At 72.4% G+C, this 22,657-nt stretch carries 23 protein-coding genes; 10 read left to right on the top strand and 13 right to left on the bottom strand.

Annotation, left to right across the window (positions count from 1 at the left end; all coding sequences use genetic code 11):
• Positions 1-4: 4 nt before the first annotated feature.
• The 5 genes from ACGGZK_RS09225 to ACGGZK_RS09205 form a co-directional block, all read right to left on the bottom strand.
• Positions 5-598 carry a pyridoxamine 5'-phosphate oxidase family protein gene (locus ACGGZK_RS09225; RefSeq protein ID WP_395245956.1) on the bottom strand — a complete coding sequence of 198 codons (594 nt, stop codon included), beginning with the start codon at positions 596-598 and terminating at the stop codon, positions 5-7.
• 70 nt (positions 599-668) lie between these two features.
• On the bottom strand, positions 669-1,694 hold the full coding sequence (gene rlmB / locus ACGGZK_RS09220; RefSeq protein WP_395245955.1) for a 23S rRNA (guanosine(2251)-2'-O)-methyltransferase RlmB: 1,026 nt from the start codon (positions 1,692-1,694) through the stop codon (positions 669-671).
• Entirely contained in the window at positions 1,691-3,103 is a 1,413-nt protein-coding gene (cysS, locus tag ACGGZK_RS09215) for a cysteine--tRNA ligase (RefSeq protein ID WP_395245954.1), read from the bottom strand. The genes rlmB and cysS overlap by 4 nt, the downstream gene beginning before the upstream one ends.
• The gene (ispD, locus tag ACGGZK_RS09210) at positions 3,100-4,389 is read right to left on the bottom strand and encodes a 2-C-methyl-D-erythritol 4-phosphate cytidylyltransferase (RefSeq protein WP_395245953.1); all 1,290 of its coding nucleotides are present in this window, start codon (positions 4,387-4,389) and stop codon (positions 3,100-3,102) included. The genes cysS and ispD overlap by 4 nt, the downstream gene beginning before the upstream one ends.
• Positions 4,390-4,411: 22 nt before the next feature.
• Positions 4,412-4,894, bottom strand: coding sequence for a CarD family transcriptional regulator (locus ACGGZK_RS09205; protein WP_121477457.1), 483 nt, complete (start codon positions 4,892-4,894; stop codon positions 4,412-4,414).
• Positions 4,895-5,068: 174 nt separating this feature from the next.
• Between ACGGZK_RS09205 and ACGGZK_RS09200 the strand changes: the two genes are divergently transcribed.
• A complete protein-coding gene (locus tag ACGGZK_RS09200) occupies positions 5,069-5,521 on the top strand; it encodes a DNA modification methylase (RefSeq protein WP_395245952.1) in 453 nt (150 codons plus the stop codon).
• 67 nt (positions 5,522-5,588) lie between these two features.
• Here ACGGZK_RS09200 and ACGGZK_RS09195 read toward each other — a convergent pair whose 3' ends face one another.
• Together ACGGZK_RS09195 and ACGGZK_RS09190 are read right to left on the bottom strand one after the other, a co-directional pair.
• Positions 5,589-6,269: a response regulator gene (locus ACGGZK_RS09195; RefSeq protein ID WP_395245951.1), complete on the bottom strand. Its 681-nt coding sequence runs from the start codon at positions 6,267-6,269 to the stop codon at positions 5,589-5,591.
• Complete coding sequence (locus ACGGZK_RS09190) at positions 6,266-7,621, bottom strand: ATP-binding protein (RefSeq protein ID WP_395245950.1); 1,356 nt, start codon at positions 7,619-7,621, stop codon at positions 6,266-6,268. The genes ACGGZK_RS09195 and ACGGZK_RS09190 overlap by 4 nt, the downstream gene beginning before the upstream one ends.
• A gap of 186 nt (positions 7,622-7,807) precedes the next feature.
• Here ACGGZK_RS09190 and phoU point away from each other — a divergent pair, with 186 nt between their 5' ends.
• Positions 7,808-8,464 carry a phosphate signaling complex protein PhoU gene (gene phoU, locus ACGGZK_RS09185; RefSeq protein WP_395245949.1) on the top strand — a complete coding sequence of 219 codons (657 nt, stop codon included), beginning with the start codon at positions 7,808-7,810 and terminating at the stop codon, positions 8,462-8,464.
• Positions 8,465-8,548: 84 nt separating this feature from the next.
• On the opposite strand, the gene ACGGZK_RS09180 is transcribed toward phoU, so the two are convergent.
• A complete protein-coding gene (locus ACGGZK_RS09180; RefSeq protein ID WP_395245948.1) occupies positions 8,549-9,295 on the bottom strand; it encodes a phosphoglyceromutase in 747 nt (248 codons plus the stop codon).
• Positions 9,296-9,329: 34 nt separating this feature from the next.
• Here ACGGZK_RS09180 and ACGGZK_RS09175 point away from each other — a divergent pair, with 34 nt between their 5' ends.
• Complete coding sequence (locus ACGGZK_RS09175; RefSeq protein ID WP_395245947.1) at positions 9,330-10,142, top strand: class I SAM-dependent methyltransferase; 813 nt, start codon at positions 9,330-9,332, stop codon at positions 10,140-10,142.
• Positions 10,143-10,145: 3 nt separating this feature from the next.
• Here the strand turns inward: ACGGZK_RS09175 and ACGGZK_RS09170 are convergent, their stop codons facing one another.
• From ACGGZK_RS09170 to ACGGZK_RS09155, 4 genes are all read right to left on the bottom strand, one after another.
• Positions 10,146-11,210: an aromatic acid exporter family protein gene (locus ACGGZK_RS09170; RefSeq protein ID WP_395245946.1), complete on the bottom strand. Its 1,065-nt coding sequence runs from the start codon at positions 11,208-11,210 to the stop codon at positions 10,146-10,148.
• A complete protein-coding gene (locus tag ACGGZK_RS09165; RefSeq protein ID WP_395245945.1) occupies positions 11,207-12,358 on the bottom strand; it encodes a YgfZ/GcvT domain-containing protein in 1,152 nt (383 codons plus the stop codon). The genes ACGGZK_RS09170 and ACGGZK_RS09165 overlap by 4 nt, the downstream gene beginning before the upstream one ends.
• Entirely contained in the window at positions 12,358-12,966 is a 609-nt protein-coding gene (locus ACGGZK_RS09160; protein ID WP_395245944.1) for an FABP family protein, read from the bottom strand. The genes ACGGZK_RS09165 and ACGGZK_RS09160 overlap by 1 nt, the downstream gene beginning before the upstream one ends.
• A gap of 155 nt (positions 12,967-13,121) precedes the next feature.
• Positions 13,122-13,427 carry a hypothetical protein gene (locus ACGGZK_RS09155; protein ID WP_395245943.1) on the bottom strand — a complete coding sequence of 102 codons (306 nt, stop codon included), beginning with the start codon at positions 13,425-13,427 and terminating at the stop codon, positions 13,122-13,124.
• An 88-nt stretch (positions 13,428-13,515) separates the two neighbouring features.
• Here ACGGZK_RS09155 and ACGGZK_RS09150 point away from each other — a divergent pair, with 88 nt between their 5' ends.
• From ACGGZK_RS09150 to pstB, 7 genes are all read left to right on the top strand, one after another.
• On the top strand, positions 13,516-14,205 hold the full coding sequence (locus ACGGZK_RS09150) for a DNA-binding response regulator (protein ID WP_395245942.1): 690 nt from the start codon (positions 13,516-13,518) through the stop codon (positions 14,203-14,205).
• Between the two features lie 45 nt (positions 14,206-14,250).
• Positions 14,251-16,422, top strand: a complete 2,172-nt coding sequence (locus ACGGZK_RS09145; protein ID WP_395245941.1) for an RNA degradosome polyphosphate kinase — start codon at positions 14,251-14,253, stop codon at positions 16,420-16,422.
• Entirely contained in the window at positions 16,419-17,369 is a 951-nt protein-coding gene (locus tag ACGGZK_RS09140; RefSeq protein ID WP_395245940.1) for an NUDIX domain-containing protein, read from the top strand. The genes ACGGZK_RS09145 and ACGGZK_RS09140 overlap by 4 nt, the downstream gene beginning before the upstream one ends.
• A 159-nt stretch (positions 17,370-17,528) precedes the next feature.
• Entirely contained in the window at positions 17,529-18,620 is a 1,092-nt protein-coding gene (gene pstS, locus ACGGZK_RS09135; RefSeq protein ID WP_395245939.1) for a phosphate ABC transporter substrate-binding protein PstS, read from the top strand.
• A 105-nt stretch (positions 18,621-18,725) separates the two neighbouring features.
• Positions 18,726-19,679: a phosphate ABC transporter permease subunit PstC gene (gene pstC, locus ACGGZK_RS09130; protein ID WP_395245938.1), complete on the top strand. Its 954-nt coding sequence runs from the start codon at positions 18,726-18,728 to the stop codon at positions 19,677-19,679.
• Positions 19,679-20,791: a phosphate ABC transporter permease PstA gene (pstA, locus tag ACGGZK_RS09125; RefSeq protein ID WP_395245937.1), complete on the top strand. Its 1,113-nt coding sequence runs from the start codon at positions 19,679-19,681 to the stop codon at positions 20,789-20,791. Before pstC ends, pstA begins: the two co-directional genes overlap by 1 nt.
• Before the next feature lie 48 nt (positions 20,792-20,839).
• Entirely contained in the window at positions 20,840-21,619 is a 780-nt protein-coding gene (pstB, locus tag ACGGZK_RS09120; protein WP_395245936.1) for a phosphate ABC transporter ATP-binding protein PstB, read from the top strand.
• Between the two features lie 129 nt (positions 21,620-21,748).
• Here the strand turns inward: pstB and ACGGZK_RS09115 are convergent, their stop codons facing one another.
• Positions 21,749-22,636, bottom strand: a complete 888-nt coding sequence (locus ACGGZK_RS09115; RefSeq protein ID WP_395245935.1) for an aminodeoxychorismate lyase — start codon at positions 22,634-22,636, stop codon at positions 21,749-21,751.
• Positions 22,637-22,657: the final 21 nt, after the last annotated feature.

The raw sequence follows: 22,657 nt of genomic DNA, 5'->3' as shown, positions 1-22,657 counted from the left end.
GCCGTCAGAGCTCGACGCTGCGGTTCTCCCCGATGTCGGGCGTGCGCCGGGTGAAGATCGCCGCGGCCGCCTTCACGAGCGCGAACGCGCCGGGCTCGGTCCGGGCCCAGTACTCGGCCCCGTGCCCGTCCACCTCGAGCACCGCGATCGACGGATCCTCCCGGCCCTCCGCGAACCACGCCTGGGCGGCGGGCCCCCACAGCTCGTCGATCGTCGCGGGGTCGCGCGTGAGCCGTGCCGTGCCCGCCACCGACAGGTAGCCGTGGCGCGACGCGAAGGAGACGTTCACGTTCGGATCGGCGGCGATCTCACGGGTCTTCTCGCTCGGGTCCTGCACCAGGAACCGGATGACGCCGTCGAAGTCGTGCTGCAGCACGGCGAGCGGCCGGCCGTGCAGGGAGCCGTCCGCGCCGCGGCTGGTGAGCACCGCGGTGTCGGCCCCGGTCACGAGCTGCGTGATGCGCTCGCGCTCCTCCCGGGGGTCGGGCGCGTCCGCGTCGAGCGCGGCGGGCGTACCCGGCGCGTCGGCGTCGGGCACCCGGGCGCCCGCCTTTCCCGCCGTCACGGTCTGCTGATCGAGTTCGTCGCGTGCATCCATGCCGTCGACGCTACGCAAGGCGGGCCACCCGACCGGGGGCCTTGACAGCGCACGGGCGCGCGCTGCCCCGTCAGCCCTCCGCGCGCAGCTTCGAGATCTCGTACAGGGTGACCGACGCCGCGATTCCCGCGTTCAGCGACTCGGTGGCCGCCGAGATCGGGATCGACACGATGGCGTCGCACGTCTCGGTCACCAGGCGCGAGAGGCCCTTGCCCTCGGAGCCGACGACGATGACGAGCGGCCGGTCGGCGAACGACAGGCCGGGCAGCGACACGTCGCCGTCGCCGTCGAGGCCGAGCACGAACACGCCCCGCTCCTTGAGCGACTTGAGCGTCTGCGTCAGGTTCGACGCCATCGCGACCGGGATGCGCGCGGCCGCGCCGGCCGACGTCTTCCAGGCGGCCGCCGTCACGCCGACCGAGCGACGCTGCGGCACGATGACGCCATGGCCGCCGAAGGCGGCGGTCGAGCGGATGATCGCACCGAGGTTGCGCGGGTCGGTCACGCCGTCGAGCGCGATGAACAGCGGCGTCTCGTCGTCGGCGAGCACCTCGTCGAGCAGCTCGATCGGGTGCGCGTACTCGTACGGCGGCACCTTCAGCGCGATGCCCTGGTGCACGCCGCCGTCGCCGGCGAGGCGGTCGAGCTCGGGCCGCATGACCTCGAGGATCGGGATGCCGCGGTTCGTGGCGAGCTTCGTCGCCTCCTTCACGCGGTCGTCGATCTCGACGCGTGCCGCGATGTAGAGCGTCGTCGCGGGCACGCGGGTGCGCAAGGCCTCGACGACGGCGTTGCGGCCGGTCACGATCTCGGACTCGTCACCCGAGCGGGCGCGACGGGCGGCACCGGATGCCCCGCGCGGAGCACCGGGGCGCCCCGCGACCTTCTGGCCGGGCTTGCCCTTGCCGCCGGAGGCGCGGTAGCGATCCTCGGCGGCCTTGCGCTTGCCGGCGGGGTGCCAGGCGCGATCCTCGGCCTTCGGCGTCGGGCCCTTGCCCTCGAGCGCCTTGCGCCCGTGGCCGCCCGTGCCGGCCTGCTGTCCCTTGCCGCCCTTGCGGACGGCGCCGCTGCGGGGCTTGCCGCTGCTGCCCTTCATGATTCGAGGCTCCAATGCGTTCCGGTCTGGCTGTCTTCGATGGTGACGCCGGCTGCTTGGAGCTCGGCGCGGATACGGTCGGCGGACGCGTAGTCCTTGGTGTCGCGTGCGACCCGCCGGTCGGCGATGAGCCGCTCGACGAGCACGCCGAGGGCGGAGGCGGCCGGGCCGGCGTCTCCCGAGGCCCAGTGCGGGTCGCGCGGATCGATGCCGAGCACGCCGACCATCGCGCCGACCTGGCCGTGCGCCTCGGCCGCGGCGGCGAGGTCCTCGTCGTCGAGGGCCTGGTTGCCGGCGCGGATCACGTCGTGCAGCACCGCGAGCGCCTGCGGCACCCCGAGGTCGTCGTCCATCGCGTCGGCGAAGGCCTCGGGCACCACGGGTGCGCCGATGCCAGCGAAGCGGGTGCCGGCGACGCGGCGCTCGACACGGGAGAGGAAGGTGCGGATGCGGTCGACCGCCGCCTCGGCCTCGTTGAGCGAGGTCGGCGCGTAGTCGAGCGTGGAGCGGTAGTGGGCGGCGCCGAGGAGGTAGCGGATGGCCAGCGGCGACGCGAGCGCGAGGAGCTCGGCGGCGTACACCGAGTTGCCGAGCGACTTCGACATCTTCTGCCCCGACACGTTCACGAGTCCGTTGTGCACCCAGTAGCGGGCGAAGCCGAGGCCCGCCGCGGTCGACTGGGCCAGCTCGTTCTCGTGGTGCGGGAAGCGCAGGTCGAGGCCGCCGCCGTGCAGGTCGAACTCGTCGCCGAGGTAGCGCCGCGACATGGCGGAGCACTCGATGTGCCACCCGGGTCGCCCGGCGCCCCACGGCGACTCCCACGACGCCGACTCCGGCTCGTCGGCCTTGCGGCCCTTCCAGAGCGCGAAGTCGCGCGGGTCGCGCTTGCCGCGCGGGTCCGCGTCGGCCGCGGCCTCCATGTTCTCGCGCGCCTGGCGCGTCAGCGAGCCGTAGTCGGGCCAGCTGCCCGTGTCGAAGTACACGTCGCCGGAGCCGTCGGCGGCCGGGTAGGCGTGCCCGCGCTCGATGAGGGCGGCGATGAGCTCCTGCATCTGCATGACGCTCGCCGTCGCCCGCGGCTCGTACGTCGGGGCGAGGATGCCCAGCGCCCGGTAGCCGGCGGTGAACTCGAGCTCGATCCGGTAGGCGAGTGCCCACCACTCCTCGCCGGTGACGGCGTCGAGGATCTTGTCGTCGATGTCGGTCACGTTGCGCACGAACGTGACCTCGTTGCCGCGGTGGGTGAGCCAGCGGCGCAGCACGTCGTACGCGAGCGCGCTGCGCAGGTGCCCGATGTGGGGACTCGACTGGACGGTCGGCCCGCACACGTACATGCCGACGCGTCCCTCGACGAGGGGGACGAAGTCACGCAGCGCCTGGGCCTTGGTGTCGTACAGTCGGAGCGTCACCCCACCAGCCTACCGGCGGCACCCGCCGGCACGAGGAGCGCGGTCGCCAGCGCGGCGACGCCCTCGCCGCGGCCGGTGAGGCCGAGGGCGTCGGTGGTGGTCCCCGAGACGCTGACGGGCGCGCCGAGCGCCTCGCCGAGGACGCGTTCGGCCTCGGCGCGACGCGGCGACAGCCTCGGCCGGTTGCCGATGACCTGCACGGTGACGTTCCCGATGCGGAACCCCGCGGCCTCGACGAGCGCCCGCGCCCGGGCGAGGAACACGGCGCCGTGCGCACCGGCGAGCGCCGGGTCGTCGGTGCCGAAGATCCCGCCGATGTCGCCGAGCCCGGCGGCCGCGAGCAGGGCGTCGACGATCGCGTGGCTCGCGGCGTCGCCGTCGCTGTGCCCGGCGAGCCCCCGCTCCCCCGGCCACTCGAGGCCGGCGATCCACAGCGGGGTGGACGGGTCGTCGCTGAACGCGTGGACGTCGACGCCGGTGCCGATGCGCGGCACGGATGCTCCGCCGTCGACGGCTCCGGCGACCGCGGCGACCCCGGCGGCCGCCTCGGGCTCGGCTTGGGCGAGCGACGCGGCGGCGGAAGCCTCGCGCCCGCGCCGATCGGCCAGCAGCCGCTCCGCCCGGTCGAGATCGGCCGGCACCGTCACCTTGAACGCCCGCGCGTCGCCCGGCACGGTGTCGACGGGCAGTCCCGCCGCGGCGGCGAGCGCCGCGTCGTCGGTGAACTCCTCGGATGCCTCGCCGTAGGCGCGCTCGAGCTCGTCGCGCGGGAAGCCCTGCGGCGTCTGCACGGCGGCGAGCGTCGACCGGTCGACCGTCTCGACCACCCGCCCACCCGCGTCGACCCGCTTCACGGTGTCGACGACGGGGAGCGCCGGGACGACGCCGTGCCCCCGCGCCTGCACCGCGTGCACGACCTCGTCGAACAGCGCGGCCGGCGTCAGCGGGCGGGCGGCGTCGTGCACCAGCACGGTCTCGACGACGTGCGGCAGCACGGCGAGGCCGCCCGCCACGGACTCCTGGCGGGTGGACCCGCCGGCGACCACGTCGAGCGGCGCGCCGGCGCGCTCGGCGACCGCGCGGAACGCGGCTGCCGTGTCGGCGACCCGCTCCGCGGGCACGACGAGCACGAGGTGCGGGACCTCATGCATGCCGAGGACGGCATGCACGGCGGTCGAGAGGATCGTCCCGTCGCCGAGCGGCACGAAGGCCTTCGGCTCGGGATGTCCGAGCCGCTGGCCGCTGCCCGCGGCGACGACGATGACGGCGACGGTCGAAGCGCTCACGCTCCGAGCGTAGCCCGCGACCCTAGGAGGCAAGCACCTCGTCGAGCAGGCCGGACGCCTGCTCCTCGTCGGTCTTCTCCGCGAGTGCGAGCTCGGAGATCAGGATCTGCCGCGCCTTGGCGAGCATCCGCTTCTCCCCGGCCGACAGGCCGCGGTCCTGGTCACGGCGCCAGAGGTCGCGCACGACCTCCGAGACCTTGATGACGTCACCCGACGCGAGCTTCTCCAGGTTCGCCTTGTACCGGCGCGACCAGTTCGTGGGCTCCTCGGTGAAGGGGGCGCGCAGCACCTCGAACACCTTGTCGAGCCCCTCCTTGCCGATGACGTCGCGGACGCCGACCAGGTCGACGTTCTCGGCCGGCACCTCGATGACGAGGTCGCCCTGCGTGACGTTCAGCTTGAGGTACAGCTTCTCTTCGCCCTTGATGACGCGTTTCTTGACTTCGACGATCGTTGCGGCCCCGTGGTGCGGATAAACGACGGTCTCGCCAACCTCAAAAAGCATGAATGGTAGTCCCTTCGGCAACTTTCAGGATATCACACCGCGTTTCCTGCTAGGGTTCGCGCCCGCCTGAGCACTGGGCTCGTAGGCTATGCTCGACACGATCCCAACGCGTGGTCGGCACCTCGTCCGCGCGTGCACGCTCCCACTTCTGGAGGTTCTGTGAAGGCGCGTCTCGTGGCATCCGCCGCCCTGGCTCTGACCGTCATCCTCGGCGGCACCGGATGCGCGATGCTGACCTACCAGGCGACGACCGAGAAGTACGACGCGAGCGACGGCGTCTCCGCAGACGTGGGTGCGCTCGCGGTCCGCAACATCCTCCTCGTGATGGAGGAGGGCGGCTCCGACGCCAACCTCGTCTTCACCGTCTCGAACTCGAGCGACGAGGACGCGGAGCTCGAGATCGGCCTCGCCGACGGCGACTCGCAGACCGTCGAGGTCGAGGCGCACGGCCAGGTCGTGCTCGGCGCCGACGACGACCAGGAGGAGCCCCTGCTGATCGAGGGCATCGACGCGAAGCCCGGCGACCTCGTCGACCTGTACCTCTCGACCGGCGGCTCCGAGGGCCTCGAGATCCCCGCCCCCGTGCTCGACGGCCGCCTGCCCGAGTACCGCGCGCTGCGCCCGTAGGCGGCAGCCCCACGAACCACCGAAGCCCCGCGCCGGAAGGCGCGGGGCTTCGTCGTTCCCGGACCGGTCAGGCCTCGAAGCGGTACCCGAGCCCGCGGACCGTCACCAGCTGCACCGGCTCCGACGGCGCGAGCTCGATCTTCGAGCGGATGCGCTTGATGTGCACGTCGAGCGTCTTCGTGTCGCCGAAGTAGTCGGAGCCCCACACCCGGTCGATGAGCTGGCCACGGGTCAGGACGCGTCCGGGATTGCGCATGAGCAGCTCGAGCAGCTCGAATTCCTTCAGCGGCATGGACACCGACGCGCCCTCGACCTCGACCGTGTGCCGGTCGACGTCCATCCGCACCCGGCCGCCCTCGAGGATCGAGTCGTCGAAGTCGAGTGCGTCCACGCGACGCCGCAGCACGGCGCGGATGCGCGCGAGCAGCTCGCGGGTCGAGTACGGCTTCGTGACGTAGTCGTCGGCGCCGAGCTCCAGCCCCACGACGATGTCGATCTCGGAGTCCTTCGCCGTCAGCATGATGATCGGCACGCTCGAGCGCTGGCGGATCTCGCGGCACACCTCGGTGCCCGGCAGCCCCGGGAGCATGAGGTCGAGCAGCACGAGGTCGGCGCCCTCCCGGTCGAACGCCTCGATGGCGGCGCGGCCGTCGTCGGCGACCTCGACCTCGTAGCCCTCGCGCTCCAGCAGGAACGCGAGCGGCTCGCTGAGGGCGATCTCGTCTTCGACGAGCAGGATGCGGGTCACTCGGTGTCTCCTCGATCGGTGGCGGCGACGCGTGCCGCCTGGGCGGGTCGGCCCTGGCGGGACGACGGTCTGCGTGCGGTCCCGCCGCGGCGGGCGGCGGTGGTCGGGCGGCGGGCGGCGTCCCCGGTGCGGCCGGGGGCCGGCTTCGACGCATCCGGATGCCCCGATCCCGCCGGGCCCGACGCGGGCCCGTCGCTCGACGCGCCGGCGGCGGGCTCGGGATCGACCGGGTCGGCGGCGAGCGGCAGGCGCACGGTGAACGTCGAGCCGCGGCCCGGCGTCGACCACACCCGCACGTCGCCGCCCAGGTTCTGGACCGTGTGCTTCACGATGCTGAGGCCGAGGCCGGTGCCGCCGGTACCGCGGGAGCGCGCCTGGTCGACGCGGTAGAAGCGCTCGAACACCCGGTCGAGGTCCTCCTCGGCGATGCCGACGCCCTGGTCGGTGACGGCGATCTCGACGATGCCGTCTGCCGCGCGGACCCCGACGCCGACCCGGCCGCCGTCGCTCGAGTAGGCGATGGCGTTCGAGACGAGGTTGTGGATCGCGACGACGATGAGCGACCGGTCGCCCCACACCTGCGCACCGGTCTTCGCCTTCACGGCGACCTCGATGCCCCGGCCGGCCGCGACGACGCGGTTCTGGTCGACGGCGGCGCGGGCCGCCTCGTCGATGTCGACGCGCTCGTCGGGTCGGATCGCGTCCTGCGCCTGCAAGCGGGAGAGCTCGATGACCTCGCTCGTGATGCCGGCGAGGCGGGCCGACTCGACCTCGAGCCGCTTGGCGAACCGGCGCACGACCTCGGGCTCGTCGGCGGCGGTGTCGATGGCCTCGGCGAGCAGGCTCACGGAGGCGATCGGGGTCTTCAGCTCGTGGCTGATGTTCGCGACGAAGTCGCGCCGCACCTCGTCGAGGCGGTGCGCGTCGGTGCGGTCCTCGGCGAGGATGAGCACGAACCGCGAGCCGAGCAGCGCCGCCCGCACGCGGAGGTGGAGGGTGCCGCCGCCGAACGGCCCGCGGGCGACCACGAGCTCCTGCGCGACGGGCTCGCCGGTGGCGCGGACGGTGGCCGCGAGCTCGAGCAGCTCGGCGTGGACGAGCGACTGGTCGCGGACCAGGCCGAGGGCGAGCGCACCGGGCGAGGTGCGCAGCACGTTGTTCGACGGGTCGAGGACCATGCCGGCCGACTCGAGCACCTCGAGCATCTGCTCGACGCCGTCGGGGATCGTCGGGGCGACCACCGCGGCGGCCGAGTGCCCCCGCCGTTCCGCCATGTAGAGGACGATCATGAAGGCGGCACCGAGGAACGCTCCGAGGGCGAGCGCCGTCACGACGACCCAGGTCGAATCCATGTTCCCCACGATAGCCAGCCGCCCGTCGCCCGCACGCCCTGTGGGCCCGCGTACGGCGCTAGGTTGGGAAGTGTTCAGGTGTACGGCACCGGCTGTTCACCTGCGCTGGGGAGGATGACCCGGGGCCCCGTTCGGAGCCCTGCGCCCGCGTGCCGTGCGGGCCGGAGAGACAGAGGTTGCAGCAGCATGCGCGAAGTGTTCCAGCAGGAGATGCGCGAGGTCCAGGAGCGTCTCGTCGAGATCGCCGGACTGGTCGCGGAGTCGATCGAGAAGGCGACCCGGGCGTTCAACGAGTCGGATGTCACGCTCGCCGAGGAGGTCATCGCCGACGACCCCCGCATCGACGACGCGACGGTCACGCTCGACGAACTGGCGATCACCATCCTCGCCAGGCAGCAGCCGGTCGCCCGCGACCTGCGCATCGTCGTGAGCGCGCTGCGCATCAGCGCCTCGCTCGAGCGGATGGGCGACATCTCGCGCCACATCGCGCAGCTCGCGCGCTACCGCTTCCCCGACAAGGTGGTGCCGAAGTCGCTCCGCGGCACGTTCTCCGAGATGGGGCGCCTCGACGTCGAGATCGCGCGACGCCTCACCGACCTGCTCCTCACCGAGGACCCGGAGATCGCCGAGGAGATCCTCGCCGAGGACGACAAGGTCGACGCGCTCCACCTCCAGGTCTTCGACAAGGTGCTCGGCGAGACGTGGAAGGGCGAGGCCGTCGCCACCGTCGACGCCACCCTGGCGAGCCGCTACCACGAGCGCTTCGCCGACCACGCCGTGTCGATCGCGAAGAAGGTCAAGTACCTCGCGACCGGCGACTGGGCTCCCGACCAGTCCAGCTGACCTGGTCCGCGCAGACGACGAGAGCGGGGGTGCCATGGCACCCCCGCCCTCGTCGTGTCCGCCGGCCTCCGCCGGCGGCGGGTCCTACTTCTTGCCCTGGGCCGCCACCGCGGCCGCGCCGGCCGCCGCCGCCTCGGGGTCGAGGTACTCGCCCGGCTTGGTCGGCATGAAGTCGTCGCCCAGCTCGTAGACCAGCGGGATGCCCGTCGGGATGTTGAGCTCCGCGATGTCGTCGTCGGAGATGCCGTCGAGGTGCTTCACGAGCGCCCGCAGCGAGTTGCCGTGCGCGGTGACGAGCACCGTCTTGCCGGCCTCGAGGTCGGGGATGATGTCGGACTGCCAGTACGGCAGCATGCGCGCGATGACGTCCTTCAGGCACTCGGTGCGGGGCAGCTCGTCGTCGGCGAGGTCCGCGTAGCGCGGGTCGCCGACCTGCGACCACTCGGCGTCGTCGGCCAGCACGGGCGGCGGCACGTCGAACGAGCGGCGCCACAGCATGAACTGCTCCTGGCCGTACTTCTCGAGCGTCTCGGCCTTGTCGAGGCCCTGCAGCGCGCCGTAGTGGCGCTCGTTGAGGCGCCACGAGCGGCGCACGTCGATCCAGAGGCGGTCGGCCTCCTCCAGCGCCAGGTCGGCGGTCTGGATGGCCCGCGTCAGCACCGAGGTGTGCAGCACGTCGGGCAGCACGCCGTGCTCGACGAGGAGCTCGCCGGCCCGCACGGCCTCGGCACGGCCCTGCTCGGAGAGCCGGACGTCGACCCAGCCGGTGAAGAGGTTCTTCTGGTTCCATTCGCTGTTGCCATGGCGGAGCAGCACGAGGGTGTGAGGCATGCCCACCAGCCTATGGCCTGCGACACTTGATGCCATGCCGGTCGGATCGATCACGCGCGGGACGACGAACACGAACCGCCTGCGCCGCGTCGACCGCTGGATCGCCGACTCCCCCGAGCTCCGTCGCGCGGCCGATCCCCTCGTCGTCGACCTCGGCTACGGCGCCAGCGGGGTGACCGCGTTCGAGCTGGCGGTGCGCCTCGGGCGGGCGCGCCCCGACGTGGAGGTGCTCGGACTGGAGATCGACCCGGCGCGCGTCGCGGGCGCTCGCGCCCAGCTCGCCGAGGTGCGGGCCGGCCGCACGCACTTCCCCACCGGACTCGCCGTGTCGTTCGGGCTCGGCGGCTTCGAGGTGCCGGTGCCGGGCGGGCGCCGCCCGGCGGTGATCCGCGCGTTCAACGTGCTGCGCCAGTACGACGAGGCCGACGTCGCGTGGGCGTGGCCCCGCATGGCCGAGCGGCTGGCGCCCGGCGGGCTGCTCGTCGAGGGCACCTGCGACGAACTGGGTCGCATCTCGAGCTGGGTCGGGCACGGGGCATCCGGCCCGTCGACGTTCACGATCAGCCTGCGGCTGGCCGGCCTCGAGGCGCCGAGCGTCGTGGCCGAGCGGCTGCCGAAGGCGCTCATCCACCGGAACGTCCCCGGCGAGAACGTGCACGCGCTGCTCGTCGCGTTCGACCGCGCGTGGCGGGTGCAGTCGCCGCTGTCGGTCTACGGCCCCTCCCAGCGCTGGATCGGCGCGGTGCGCCTGCTGAAGGACGACGGATGGCCCGTGCTCGGCGGGGTCCGCCGCTGGCGGCTCGGCGAGCTCACGCTCCCCTGGACCGCGGTGGCGCCCGCCGCCTGAGGCTCAGGGCAGGTGCGTGCGCGCCTGCTCGACGGTGAGGCCGGTGGCGGTCAGCAGGTCGACCAGGTACGGGCGCACCGCGTGCGCGGCCGTGCGATCGCCGGCCGGGGCATCCGGCAGCATCTGCTCGGGGTCGAGGTGGCGCAGGATCTCGACGAAGGACGCACGCGCGACCGGCGCCGCCGCGACGTCGCCGAGCGAGTCGGCGAGGAACCCCAGCGCAGGCACGATGCGCGCGTCGAGCTCGGCGAGCGCCGGGCGCGGCGTGCCGTCCTGGAGGAGCCACTCCGCCCGTCGGGCGACGATCCGCAGGTTGCGGGTCGCGAGGTCGAGGCTGCCGACCATGTCGCGCTGCCTGGCGAGGTCGAAGCGGGTGCGCCGGAGGAACGGCGAGACCCGGGCGATCGCGACGCCCGACTCGACCTCCGCCCGCCAGGCGTCGACCCGCGAGTCGCTCGACCGCGCCCGCTCCAGCGCCCGGGCCGCGAGCGCGGCGTCGCCCGCGCGGAGCGCGTCGGCCAGCAGCGAGAGCACCGCGACGTGGTCCTCGATGAGCCGCCGGCCCTCGCGCGTCGCCGCCCGCCGCGGGTCGCGCGGGATGAGCGCCGTCGCGAGCAGCGCGAACGCCCCGCCGACGAGCGCGTCGACGGTGCGCAGGAACGGGCCGCCCGCCGGCGGCGGCATGAGCATGACGAGCGAGCACTGCACGGCCGCGGCGACCGCGAACGCGGCGTTCGCAGTGAGGAACCGCGCGACCGCCAGGGTGAGCGCGAGCGCGACGGCGTACTGCACGACCCCGGCGCCGAACGCCAGGAACAGCACCTCGGCGAGCGCGATGCCGAGGGTCATGGCGACGGCGGTCTCGAGCACCCGAACCGGGCGGGCGTCGCGCACGAACCCGAGGGCCGTGATGGCGACGATCGCGGCGATGAGCGGCTGCTCGCGTCCGAGCGCGTAGTGCGCGAACGCCCACGCCGCGACCGCGGTGACCGTGATCTGGAGGATCGCGGGGATCGACTCGGCGAGACGGCGCCCGCCGGTGGCGACGCGGGTCGCCAGGTCGCTCACGGACGGATGCCGAGCCTCGGCAGGCGGGGCACCTCGACGGCCGCGCCGGCGTCGGCCGGAACGATCTCGACCTGCGCGGCGGCGACGTCGATGCCGTGGCTCTCGACGATGAGCGGGATGCCGGCCGGCACGGCCCGCTTCACGACCGCGAGCGCCACCGGCCCCAGCTCGTGGTGCATGGCGCTCGAGGTGATGCGCCCGACCGGGCGGCGCTCGGGCTCCTCGCCCGCGGCGGGCTCCGGCCGCACCTTCAGCGCGACGACCGGCTCCCCGGGCGCGGGCAGCACGGTGTCGCTGCCGTCGAGGTGGAGCAGTACGAGCCGGCGCGGCGGCCGCCCCAGGTTCAGCACCTTCGCGACCGTCTCCTGCCCGCGGTAGCAGCCCTTGTGCAGGTCGACGGCGCTCTGCAGCCAGTCGAGCTCGTGCGGGAGGGTCTTCTCGTCGACCTCGGTCGCGAGGCGCGGACGCCACGCCGCGATGCGCAGCGCCTCCGCGGCGAGCGAGCCGGCGACCTCGACGCGGCCGGCCTCGACGGCCGCGGCCGCCTCGGCGAGCGCGTCGCGCGGCACGATCCGCTCGACCCAGCGCCAGGTCGACGACGGATGCCCCGCCGCCGACGCGTACCGGTGGCCACCCGGCTCCGACCACGGGTCGGTCCAGTCGAGCGGGACGCCGGCGGGCGCCGCCGCGGGCGCCGCCCGGTCGAGCGCCTCGGTCGTCGCCGCCGCGAGCACGGCGAACTCCTCGCCGCGGTCGGCGACCTCGACGCGCAGCATGAAGCGCATCCGGTCGAGCCACGCGGCGAGGGCGGATGCCTCGCTCCCCTCGACGACCAGCCAGGTCGTCTCGCCGTCGTCGAGGACGTGGGCCTCGTGCTCGATGTGGCCGTTCGCGTCGAGCAGCAGGGTCTCGGTGCTCGTGCCGGGCGCGAGGCGGTCGAGCGCCTGGCTCGCCATCGAGTGCAACCAGCTGAGCCGGTCGGGACCGGTGACGGTCACGATGCCGCGATCGGAGGCGTCGACGACCGCCGACCCGGCCTCGAGGCGGCGCTGCTCGACGATCGGGTTGCCGTAGTGCGCGGCGACGCCGGCGTCGACGCCCTCCGCCGGGACGGCGCCGTGCAGCGCGAGGAACGGCGAGGCGGCCATCAGTCGGCCTTCGCGAGTCGCGCCGACGCGTGCGTGCGCAGGTCCTGCCCGAGGGCGGCGATGTCCCAGGCCCACAGCAGGTGGCCCTCGACGAGGCCGTACAGGCGCGTGGCCGCGGCGTAGTCCTTGGCGCCCTGCGTGCGCATGACGGCGTCGGTGGCGAGGTCGATGCGCGGCCCCTTCACCTGGCCGAGGTAGAGCTCGCTGACGCCGCCGGGGTGGATGACGGAGACCTCGAGGTCGAACCCGCCGGCCTCGTTGCGCAGCGTCTCGACCGCCTCGGCGTCGGCGAAGGGGCGCTCGCCCACGCCCGGCAGCAGCGCCGGGCCGGGGTCCCCCTCGCCGAGCGGGCGGGCGAGGCGCCAGTACCCGGTCTCCGCCGCGAGCGGGCGGGGTTCGCCGCCCTCCTCCTCGGGGAAGAGCCAGGTGTACGACGTGTAGTTCAGGTACGGCAGGCCGTCGTGGCTGAAGCTCACGCGCTGCCCGAACTCGTGGGTGACGGACTCGTCGCCGACGGCGTAGTCGATGACGCCGGAGCCCTCCCAGACGCCGATCAGCCACGAGAGCGGCACGAGCTCGGCCGGCAGGTCGACGGGCAGCTCGATCATCGCCACGTCTTCACCGACGCCTAGCGCTGGCCCTTGAAGAGCTTGTAGACGACGACCCCGCTGATCCACGCGATCGCGAGGCTTGCGAGGCCGAGCAGGCCGATGAACAGCAGTTCGAGCGCGAGGAGTTCGGACATGCCAGCGAGTCTACGCCGTCAGCCGAGCGGGATCGCCGCCAGCGCCGCCACGCCCACGACCACCGCCGCGCCGCCGACGGATGCGCTCGCACGGCGCACGAAGCCCTCGGGCCGCCGCGAGGCCAGCTGCGCGACGAGGGTGAGCAGCACCGCGGTGCCGAACACCACGCCGAGCGCGGCCCACGTGCCGTACGGGCCGTCCTCGATCGTGCCGACCGCCGCACCGCCGGCGTCGGCGACGAGCACCAGGACCGCGCCGATCACCGCGACGAGCCACACCACGCCGATGCCGATCCATCCGACCCGCCGCCGTCCGTCCGCCATGTCCGCCGCTCCGTTCCCGCCCCCGGTCGCACGAGGACCGTGCGCATCCCGCTAGTATGGGCGGCACCTTACTCCTTGGAGGGTGTGCGTGGCGCAGTTGCTGATCCTGTCGCCGGCGGCTGACGAAGACGTCCTCCCGGCGTTGTCACTCCTGACTCATCGAATGCGGGTCATCCCCGCTTCGCCCGAGCAGCTGGTCAGAGCGCCCGAATCCGACCTGGTCTTCCTCGACGCGCGCACCAACCTCGCCGGCGCCAAGGCCCTCTCGCAGATCCTGCGGACCACCGGGCTCTCGGTGCCGCTCGTGCTCATCGTCACCGAGGGCGGCCTCACCGCCGTCACGCCCGACTGGGGCGTCGACGACGTCGTGCTCGAGGGCGCCGGCCCGGCCGAGCTCGACGCGCGCATCCGGCTCGCGATCGGGCGGGCCCAGTCGTCGCGCCCCTCCGAGCGGATCCAGACCTCGGGCGTCATGATCGACGAGGCGAGCTACTCCGCCAAGGTGCACGGCCGCCCCCTCGACCTGACGTACAAGGAGTTCGAGCTGCTCCGGTTCCTGGCCGCGCACCCGTCGCGGGTGTTCACGCGCGAGCAGCTGCTCAGCGAGGTCTGGGGCTACGACTACTTCGGCGGCACCCGCACGGTCGACGTGCACGTGCGACGCCTGCGCGCCAAGCTCGGCGACCTCGAGAGCCTCATCGGCACCGTGCGCAACGTCGGCTACCGATTCAACGTCCACGAGGAAGACGAGCAGGGGACGCCGGTCACTTCCAGGTGACCCGGCGGTCGATGCGACGTCACCTCCCGGTGGCAGGATGTGCACATGACCGACACCCTCGACGACGACCTCACCTCGAGCGACTTCGACGACGACTTCGAACCGTTCGACGTGGAGGGCGCGCCGGAACTGCCCGCTGAGCGCTACCTCGACCGCGAGCTCAGCTGGCTCGCGTTCAACCAGCGCGTGCTCGAGCTCGCCGAGGACCCGCGTCAGCCCGTGCTCGAGCGGGCGAACTTCCTGGCGATCTTCGCGTCGAACCTCGACGAGTTCTTCATGGTGCGGGTCGCCGGCCTGAAGCGGCGCATCGTCACGGGCCTCGCCGTGCCCACGAACGTGGGCCGGTCGCCCTCCGACGTCCTCGAGGACATCTCCCGGCAGGCGCACGAGCTGCAGGACCGCCACGCCGCCGCGTACCAGGACCTCGTGAAGCCGGCCCTCGCCGAGGCCGGCATCCGCGTCGTCTCGTGGGACGAGCTCGGCGAGGCCGAGCGCGGCCACCTGCGCGGCTTCTTCGCCGAGCAGATCTTCCCGGTGCTCATGCCCCTCGCCGTCGACCCGGCGCATCCGTTCCCCTACATCTCGGGCCTCTCGCTCAACCTGGCCGTCCGGGTCCGGAACAGCCGCACCGGCCGCGAGGAGTTCGCGCGCGTCAAGGTGCCGCAGATGCTGCCGCGATTCGTGCAGGTCAGCCCCGACGAGACCGTCGACGACGCCAGGTACATCGCGCTCGAGGAGCTCATCGCCAACCACCTCGGCGACCTCTTCCCCGGCATGGAGATCCTCGACCACCACATCTTCCGGGTCACCCGGAACGAGGACGTGGAGATCGAGGAGGACGAGACCGAGAACCTCATCAAGGCCCTCGAGAAGGAGCTGCTGCGCCGCCGCTTCGGGCCGCCCATCCGCCTCGAGATCACCGACGACATGGACGAGCTCACGCTCGGCCTGCTCGTCCGCGAGCTCGACATCAGCGCCCAGGACGTCTACCGGCTGCCCGCACCGCTCGACCTCGGCGGGTTGTTCGACCTCTCGCGCATCGACCGGCCCGACCTGCACTACCCGACGCAGGTGCCGACGACGAACGCCCAGTTGCTGCCCGGCGAGCCGAACCAGCGGGCCGACATCTTCCGCGCGATCGCGCGCAAGGACGTGCTGCTGCACCACCCGTACGAGTCGTTCGCGACGAGCGTGCAGGCCTTCCTCGAGCAGGCCGCGGCCGACCCCGACGTGCTCGCCATCAAGCAGACGCTCTACCGCACCTCGGGCGACAGCCCGATCGTCGAGGCGCTCATCGACGCGGCCGAGGCCGGCAAGCAGGTGCTCGCGCTCGTCGAGATCAAGGCCCGCTTCGACGAGGCCGCGAACATCACCTGGGCGCGCAAGCTCGAGAAGGCCGGCGTGCACGTGGTCTACGGGCTCGTGGGGCTCAAGACGCACTGCAAGCTCGCGCTCGTGATCCGGCAGGAGAAGGGCCAGCTGCGCCACTACAGCCATGTCGGCACCGGCAACTACAACCCGAAGACGAGCCGGATCTACGAGGACCTCGGCCTCCTCACCGCCGACGACCAGGTCGGCAAGGACCTCACCCGCCTCTTCAACGAGCTCAGCGGCTACGCGATCGAGAAGAAGTTCAAGCGCCTGCTCGTGGCCCCGCTGCACCTGCGCAAGGGCCTGCTGAAGCTCATCGCGGTCGAGACCCGCAACGCGAAGGCCGGCAAGCCGAGTGGCATCCGGATCAAGGTGAACTCGATGGTCGACGAGGCCATCATCGACGCGCTCTACCGCGCCTCGAACGCGGGCGTCCCGGTCGAGGTGTGGGTGCGCGGCATCTGCAGCCTGCGACCCGGCATCCCGGGGCTCAGCGAGAACATCACCGTCCGCTCCATCCTCGGCCGGTACCTCGAGCACTCCCGCGTCTTCTCGTTCGCGAACGACGGCGACCCGCAGGTCTACATCGGCTCGGCCGACATGATGCACCGCAACCTCGACCGCCGCGTCGAGGCCCTCGTGCGCCTGGTCGACCCCGACCACCTCGACGAGGTCGCCGGGTTCTTCGACCTCGCCCTCGACGAGCGCACCAGTTCGTGGTGGCTCGACGGCGACGGCACGTGGACGCGGCACTCCGTCGACGAGGCGGGGCATCCGCTCGACGACCTGCAGAACCGCCTCATGCAGCGCACGGCCCACCGGACCCGGCCGGGGAACCGTCGATGACGCGGGCGGTCGAGACCGCGGTGTACGCCGCGGGCGCCGTCTGCTGGCGCCTGATCGACGGGCGACTCCACGTGCTGGTGATCCATCGCACCGCGTACGGCGACGTCACGATCCCGAAGGGCAAGGTCGACCCCGGCGAGGTGCTCCCGCAGACCGCGGTGCGCGAGATCGCCGAGGAGACCGGGCTGTCGGTGGCCCTCGGCGTGCCGCTCGGCGAGTCGCGCTACAAGATGCCGAGCGGCCGCGACAAGGTCGTGCACTACTGGGCGGCCGAGGTCACGGAGGGCGCGGTGCTGCGCTCGACGTTCCGGCCGAACTCCGAGGTCGCCGCGATCGAGTGGGTGACCATCAAGCGAGCCCGCGCCTACCTCACGTACGAGCCCGACGTGCGGATCCTCGAGCGGTTCGCCGAACTCGTCGAGCAGGGCGTCACGCACACGTTCGCGCTGATCCTGCTCCGGCACGGCAAGGCCGTCGACCGGTCGCAGTGGAAGGGCCGCCCCGACGCGACCCGGCCGCTCGCGGAGCGCGGCGTCGACGAGGCGACCGCGCTCGTCGACGTGCTGCCGGCCTGGCGGCCGAAGCGGATCGTCACGAGCCCGGCCGTCCGCTGCGTCGCGACCGTCATGCCGCTCGCCGCGGCCATCGGCCTCGAGGTGAAGCGCGACGACGGCATCAGCCAGGACGCGTGGGACGAGGGCCGCGCCGAGGTGCGCCGGGTCATCGGCAAGCGCGTGCGCGTCGGCAAGACGGCCGTCGTCTGCGGGCACCGGCCGCTCATGAGCGAACTCGTGCGCGAGGTCGCGCTGGCGACCGGCACGCCCCTCGGCCCGTACGTCGACGACGCCGCGCTGCTCGAGCCGGGCGCGTACAGCGTGGTGCACCTGTCGGCGACGAACCCGAGCTCGGGCATCATCGCGATCGAGACGCACGCCCCGCGCCCCTGAGCGCGGCGCGCCACCACCGGGGCACCCTTCCGAGTCGCAAGCCGCCGTTCACCCGCCGTTCACCATCGCGGGGGAAGCTCGTAAGCGAAGCCGCCTACCGTCGCAGTCGGGCCGAGCACCGGCCCGCAACCTGCAATCGGAACCCCGGAAGGGAATCACGTGAACCTCAAGCGTTTCGGCGTGCCCGTCGTCATCGCCGCAGCCGCCGCCCTCGCGCTCACCTCCTGTGCCGCGAACGAGGGCTCGGCCACCGAGCCGAGCGAGTCCGCCTCGTCGCTCTCGGGCACCATCAACGCCGCCGGCGCCTCGTCGCAGGGTTCGGCCCAGGAGGCCTGGGTGGCCGCCTTCCAGACCGCCAACCCCGACGTCACGATCAACTACGACCCGTCCGGCTCGGGCGCCGGTCGCGAGACCTTCATCGCCGGCGGCACCGACTTCGCCGGCTCCGACTCGGCCCTGAACGACGAGGAGCTGGCGGGCGAGTTCGCCTCCTGCGCCCCCGATACGAAGGCGATCGACCTCCCGGTCTACATCTCGCCGATCGCCGTGATCTTCAACGTGGAGGGCGTGGACGAGCTCAACCTCGACGCCGCCACCCTCGCCAAGATCTTCAAGGGCGACATCACCACCTGGAACGACCCGGCGATCGCCGCGCTCAACACGCAGGCGACCCTGCCGGCCGCGACGATCACCGCGGTGCACCGCTCGGACGACTCGGGCACGACGAAGAACTTCGCCGACTACCTGAACCAGAACGCCCCCGAGGTGTGGGACCAGAAGCCGGCCGACCCGTTCCCCTACCAGACCGGTGAGGGCGCGCAGGGCACCTCGGGCGTCGTCGACGCCGTCACCAACGGCGTGAACACCATCGGCTACGCCGACGCGTCGCGCGCCGGCGACCTGGGCGTGGCGAACATCAAGGTCGGCGACGAGTTCGTCGGCTACACCGCCGAGGCGGCTGCCGCCGTCGTCGCCGAGTCGCCGCTCGTCGAGGGCCGCGAGGCGAACGACCTCGCCATCGCGCTCGACCGCAAGACGACCGACCCGTCGCACTACCCGCTGGTGCTCGTCTCGTACGCGATCGTCTGCCAGGAGTACGCCGACGCCGCCCAGGGCGAGCTCGTCAAGGCCTACGTGACCTACCTCGCCAGCGAGGAGGGCCAGGCCACCGCGGCCGAGCAGGCCGGCTCCGCGCCGCTCTCGGCCGAGCTGTCGGAGAAGGTCGCCGCGGCGATCGCCACCGTCAAGTAACACCCCGCGCCCGGTCCGGGTCCCGCCTCGCGGGACCCGGGCCGGGCACCCGGTCGTCACCGGCGACCGGCCCCCACGTTCCAACCGACCAGGGAGACCCCGGCCATGACGACAGCCCCGGCGGAGGCGGCAGCCCCCGCGAGGACCGTGAAGCAGCGACTCGGAGACACGATCTTCTCCAAGTCGACGCTGATCGCGGGCATCCTGATCCTCGTCACCCTCGCCGCGGTCGCGGCGTTCCTCGTCGCCCAGTCGATGCCCGCGTTCACCGCGGAGCCCGCGGCGTTCAAGGGCGACGCGGAGAGCTTCTGGCAGTACGTCGTGCCGTTCGTCTTCGGCACGATCTGGGCGGCCTTCCTGGCGCTCCTCATGGCGGTGCCGATCGCACTCGGCATCGCCCTCTTCATCTCGCACTACGCCCCGCGCCGACTCGCGCAGGGCCTCGGCTACGTCATCGACCTGCTCGCGGCGGTGCCGTCGGTCGTGTTCGGCCTCTGGGGCATCACCGTCCTCGCGCCGGCCGTGCAGCCCCTGTGGACCAGCCTCACCGAGTGGTTCGGCTGGTTCCCGCTCTTCGCCCCGCCGGCGTCCGGCACCGGCCGCACCATCCTCACCGTCGCCATCGTGCTCGCCGTCATGGTGCTGCCGATCATCACCGCCCTCTCCCGCGAGGTCTTCCTGCAGACCCCGGTGCTCCACGAGGAGGCCGCGCTCGCGCTCGGCGCGACCCGATGGGAGATGATCAAGCTCGCGGTGCTGCCGTTCGGCCGCCCGGGCATCGTCTCGGCCGCCATGCTCGGCCTCGGTCGCGCGCTCGGCGAGACGATGGTCGTGGCGATGGTGCTCTCGCCCGCGTCGCTCATCAGCTTCGCGGTGCTGACGTCGCAGAACCCGAACACCATCGCCGGCAACATCGCCCTCAACTTCCCCGAGGCGCACGACATCGGGGTCAACATCCTCATCGCGACGGGCCTGGTGCTGTTCGTCATCACCCTCGCGGTCAACATGCTCGCGCGCTGGATCGTCGAGCGCCGCAAGGAATTCTCGGGAGCGAACTGATGAGCCTCACCGCAACTCCCCGGAAGACGCCCGTCGGCGGCTCCACCCCGCCCGCCATCGCCAACTCCCTGACCGCCGGGAAGCTCCCCCGGTTCGCGCCGCTCGGCGTGCTGCTCGGCAGCTTCGCGGTGACCTCGGCGTTCTTCGCCATCCTCGCCGCGGCCGACGGCTCGGAGTTCAACATCGCCGGCGCCGTGTTCTTCGGCGTGATCCTGTACGGCATCGTGATCTGGGTCGTGTCGCGCCTCATCGAGGGCCCGCGCAAGGCCGCCGACCGCCTCGTCACCGCGCTCGTCGCGACGGCGTTCACGATCGCCCTGCTGCCCCTCATCTCGGTCGCGTTCACGACCGTCGTGAACGGCCTGCCGCGCTTCGACGTCGCGTTCTTCACCCAGTCGATGCGCAACGTCGTCGGCGCCGGCGGCGGCGCGCTGCACGCGATCATGGGCACCCTGCTCATCACCGGCGCGGCGACCCTCATCTCGGTGCCGGTGGGCCTGCTCACCGCGCTCTACCTCGTCGAGTACGGCCGCGGCCGGCTGAAGCACGCGATCACGTTCTTCGTCGACGTCATGACGGGCATCCCGTCGATCGTCGCGGGCCTGTTCGCCTTCGCGCTGTTCGCCCTCATCACGGGCGACCCGGGCTACCGCAGCGGCCTCGGCGGCGCGGTCGCGCTGTCGGTGCTGATGATCCCCGTCGTCGTGCGCTCCTCCGAGGAGATGCTGAAGCTCGTGCCGAACGAACTCCGCGAGGCGTCGTACGCCCTCGGCGTGCCGAAGTGGCTCACGATCCTGAAGGTCGTGCTGCCCACCTCGATCGCGGGCATCATCACCGGCATCATGATCTCGATCGCCCGCGTCATCGGCGAGACGGCCCCGCTGCTCATCATCGCGGGCTTCACGACGAGCATGAACTACAACCTGTTCTCCGAGCGCATGATGACGCTGCCCGTGTTCGTGTACACGCAGTACATGAACCAGGGCACCGACACGCAGGCCTACATCGACCGGGCCTGGGCGGGTGCGCTCACGCTCATCCTCATCGTCGCCCTGCTCAACGTCATCGCCCGCATCGTCGCCAAGGCCTTCTCCCCGAAGACCGGGCGCTGACGAGGCATCCGAGACCCCCGACCCCACCGAAGCGAACCGAAGGTATCCGTGTCCAAGCGCATCGAAGTCAACGACCTCAACGTCTACTACGGCAACTTCCTGGCCGTCGAGGGCATCACCCTCGACATCGAGCCGCGGACGGTCACCGCGTTCATCGGCCCCTCGGGCTGTGGCAAGTCGACCTTCCTCCGCACGCTGAACCGCATGCACGAGGTGATCCCCGGCGCCCGCGTCGAGGGCAGCGTGCGCATCGACGGCAACGACCTGTACGGTCCCGGCGTCGACCCGGTGCTCGTGCGCCGGCAGGTCGGCATGGTGTTCCAGCGGCCGAACCCGTTCCCGACGATGTCGATCAAGGAGAACGTGCTCGCCGGCGTGCGCCTGAACAACAAGCGCATCTCGAAGTCGGACGCCGACGACCTGGTCGAGCGCTCGCTGCGCGGCGCGAACCTCTGGAACGAGGTCAAGGACCGCCTCGACCGCCCGGGCTCGGGCCTGTCGGGCGGCCAGCAGCAGCGCCTCTGCATCGCCCGCGCGATCGCGGTCTCCCCCGAGGTCATCCTCATGGACGAGCCGTGCTCGGCCCTCGACCCGATCTCGACCCTCGCGATCGAGGACCTCATCGAGGAACTCAAGCAGGAGTACACGATCGTGATCGTGACCCACAACATGCAGCAGGCGTCGCGCGTGAGCGACAAGACGGCGTTCTTCAACATCGCCGGCACCGGCAAGCCGGGCAACCTCATCGAGTACGACGACACCACCACGATCTTCTCGAAGCCGAGCGTGCAGGCGACCGAGGACTACGTCTCGGGTCGCTTCGGGTGATCGTCGCGCCCGCTGCGGCGGGCGGCACGGCGTGAGCGGATGCCCCGGGCGAGTGCCCGGGGCATCCGTCGTCTCCGCGCGGATCGCAGCGCCCGGCGGGTGCTGGGCGGGCGTCGTCGGCGGTGCGCGTCAGTCGCGCGGGCTCAGCAGGTACGCGTTGAAGGCGCGCGTGGCGTCGGCGTCGAAGGGGTACGGCTCACCGTCGAGCTCGCGGAGGCCGGCGGCCATGCGCACGCTCGACACCAGCCACGCGGCATCCGCCTCGCGCAACTCCTCGGCGCGGATGTCGCGCTCCTCGACCTCGGCACCGCCCGCCCGGAGGTGCTCGAAGAGGCTCTGCTGGGTCGTGCCGGCCAGGATCGCGCCGGTCGGCGCCGGCGTCGCGTAGCGGTCACCGAAGCGCAGGATGACGCTCGACGTCGGCCCCTCCATGACGAACCCGTCGGACGACAGGAAGATCGCGTCGTCGGCGCCGCGGCGGGCGGCCTCGCGCAGCGCGGCCATGTTCACGGCGTACGACAGCGTCTTCGCGCCGAGCAGCAGCCAGGGCGCGCGCTCGGCGGCCCCGCGGTCGTACCCGCGGTCGAGCGTCACCACGCGGATGCCTCCCTCGCGGGCGGGCGTCGAGTCCTTGGCGGGCCCGGCGTGCAGCCAGGCGGTCGGCGTCGGCCCGTGCTCGACGCCGCGGCTCAGCACGAGCTTGATCGCGAACTCCCCGGTGGCCGGCAGCGCGGCGACCGCGCGGGCGATGGCGGCCTCCCACTGGGCCCGGTTCGGCTCGGGCAGCTCGCAGATGCGCGCCGAGTTGCGTAGGCGCTCGAGGTGCGGGCCGACCTCCTGCGCGTGCCCGTCGACCAGGCCGATCGTCTCGAAGATGCCGTCGCCGCGCTGGGTCGACAGCTCGCCGACGCGGAGCGCGGGTTCGGACGCGTCGACGGCGCGGAACGTGCCGGACAGGTCGACCTCGGTCGCATCGGCGGGGAGCGGGTCGATCAGGAAGGTCACCGAATCGGGCATGCTCCGATGCTAGGCGACCCC

The sequence above is a fragment of the Agromyces sp. MMS24-K17 genome, assembly GCF_043950245.1.
Taxonomy (GTDB): Bacteria; Actinomycetota; Actinomycetes; order Actinomycetales; family Microbacteriaceae; genus Agromyces.
The sequence above is the reverse complement of the archived record's forward strand: the minus strand, read 5'-3'. Positions and strand labels throughout refer to the sequence as shown.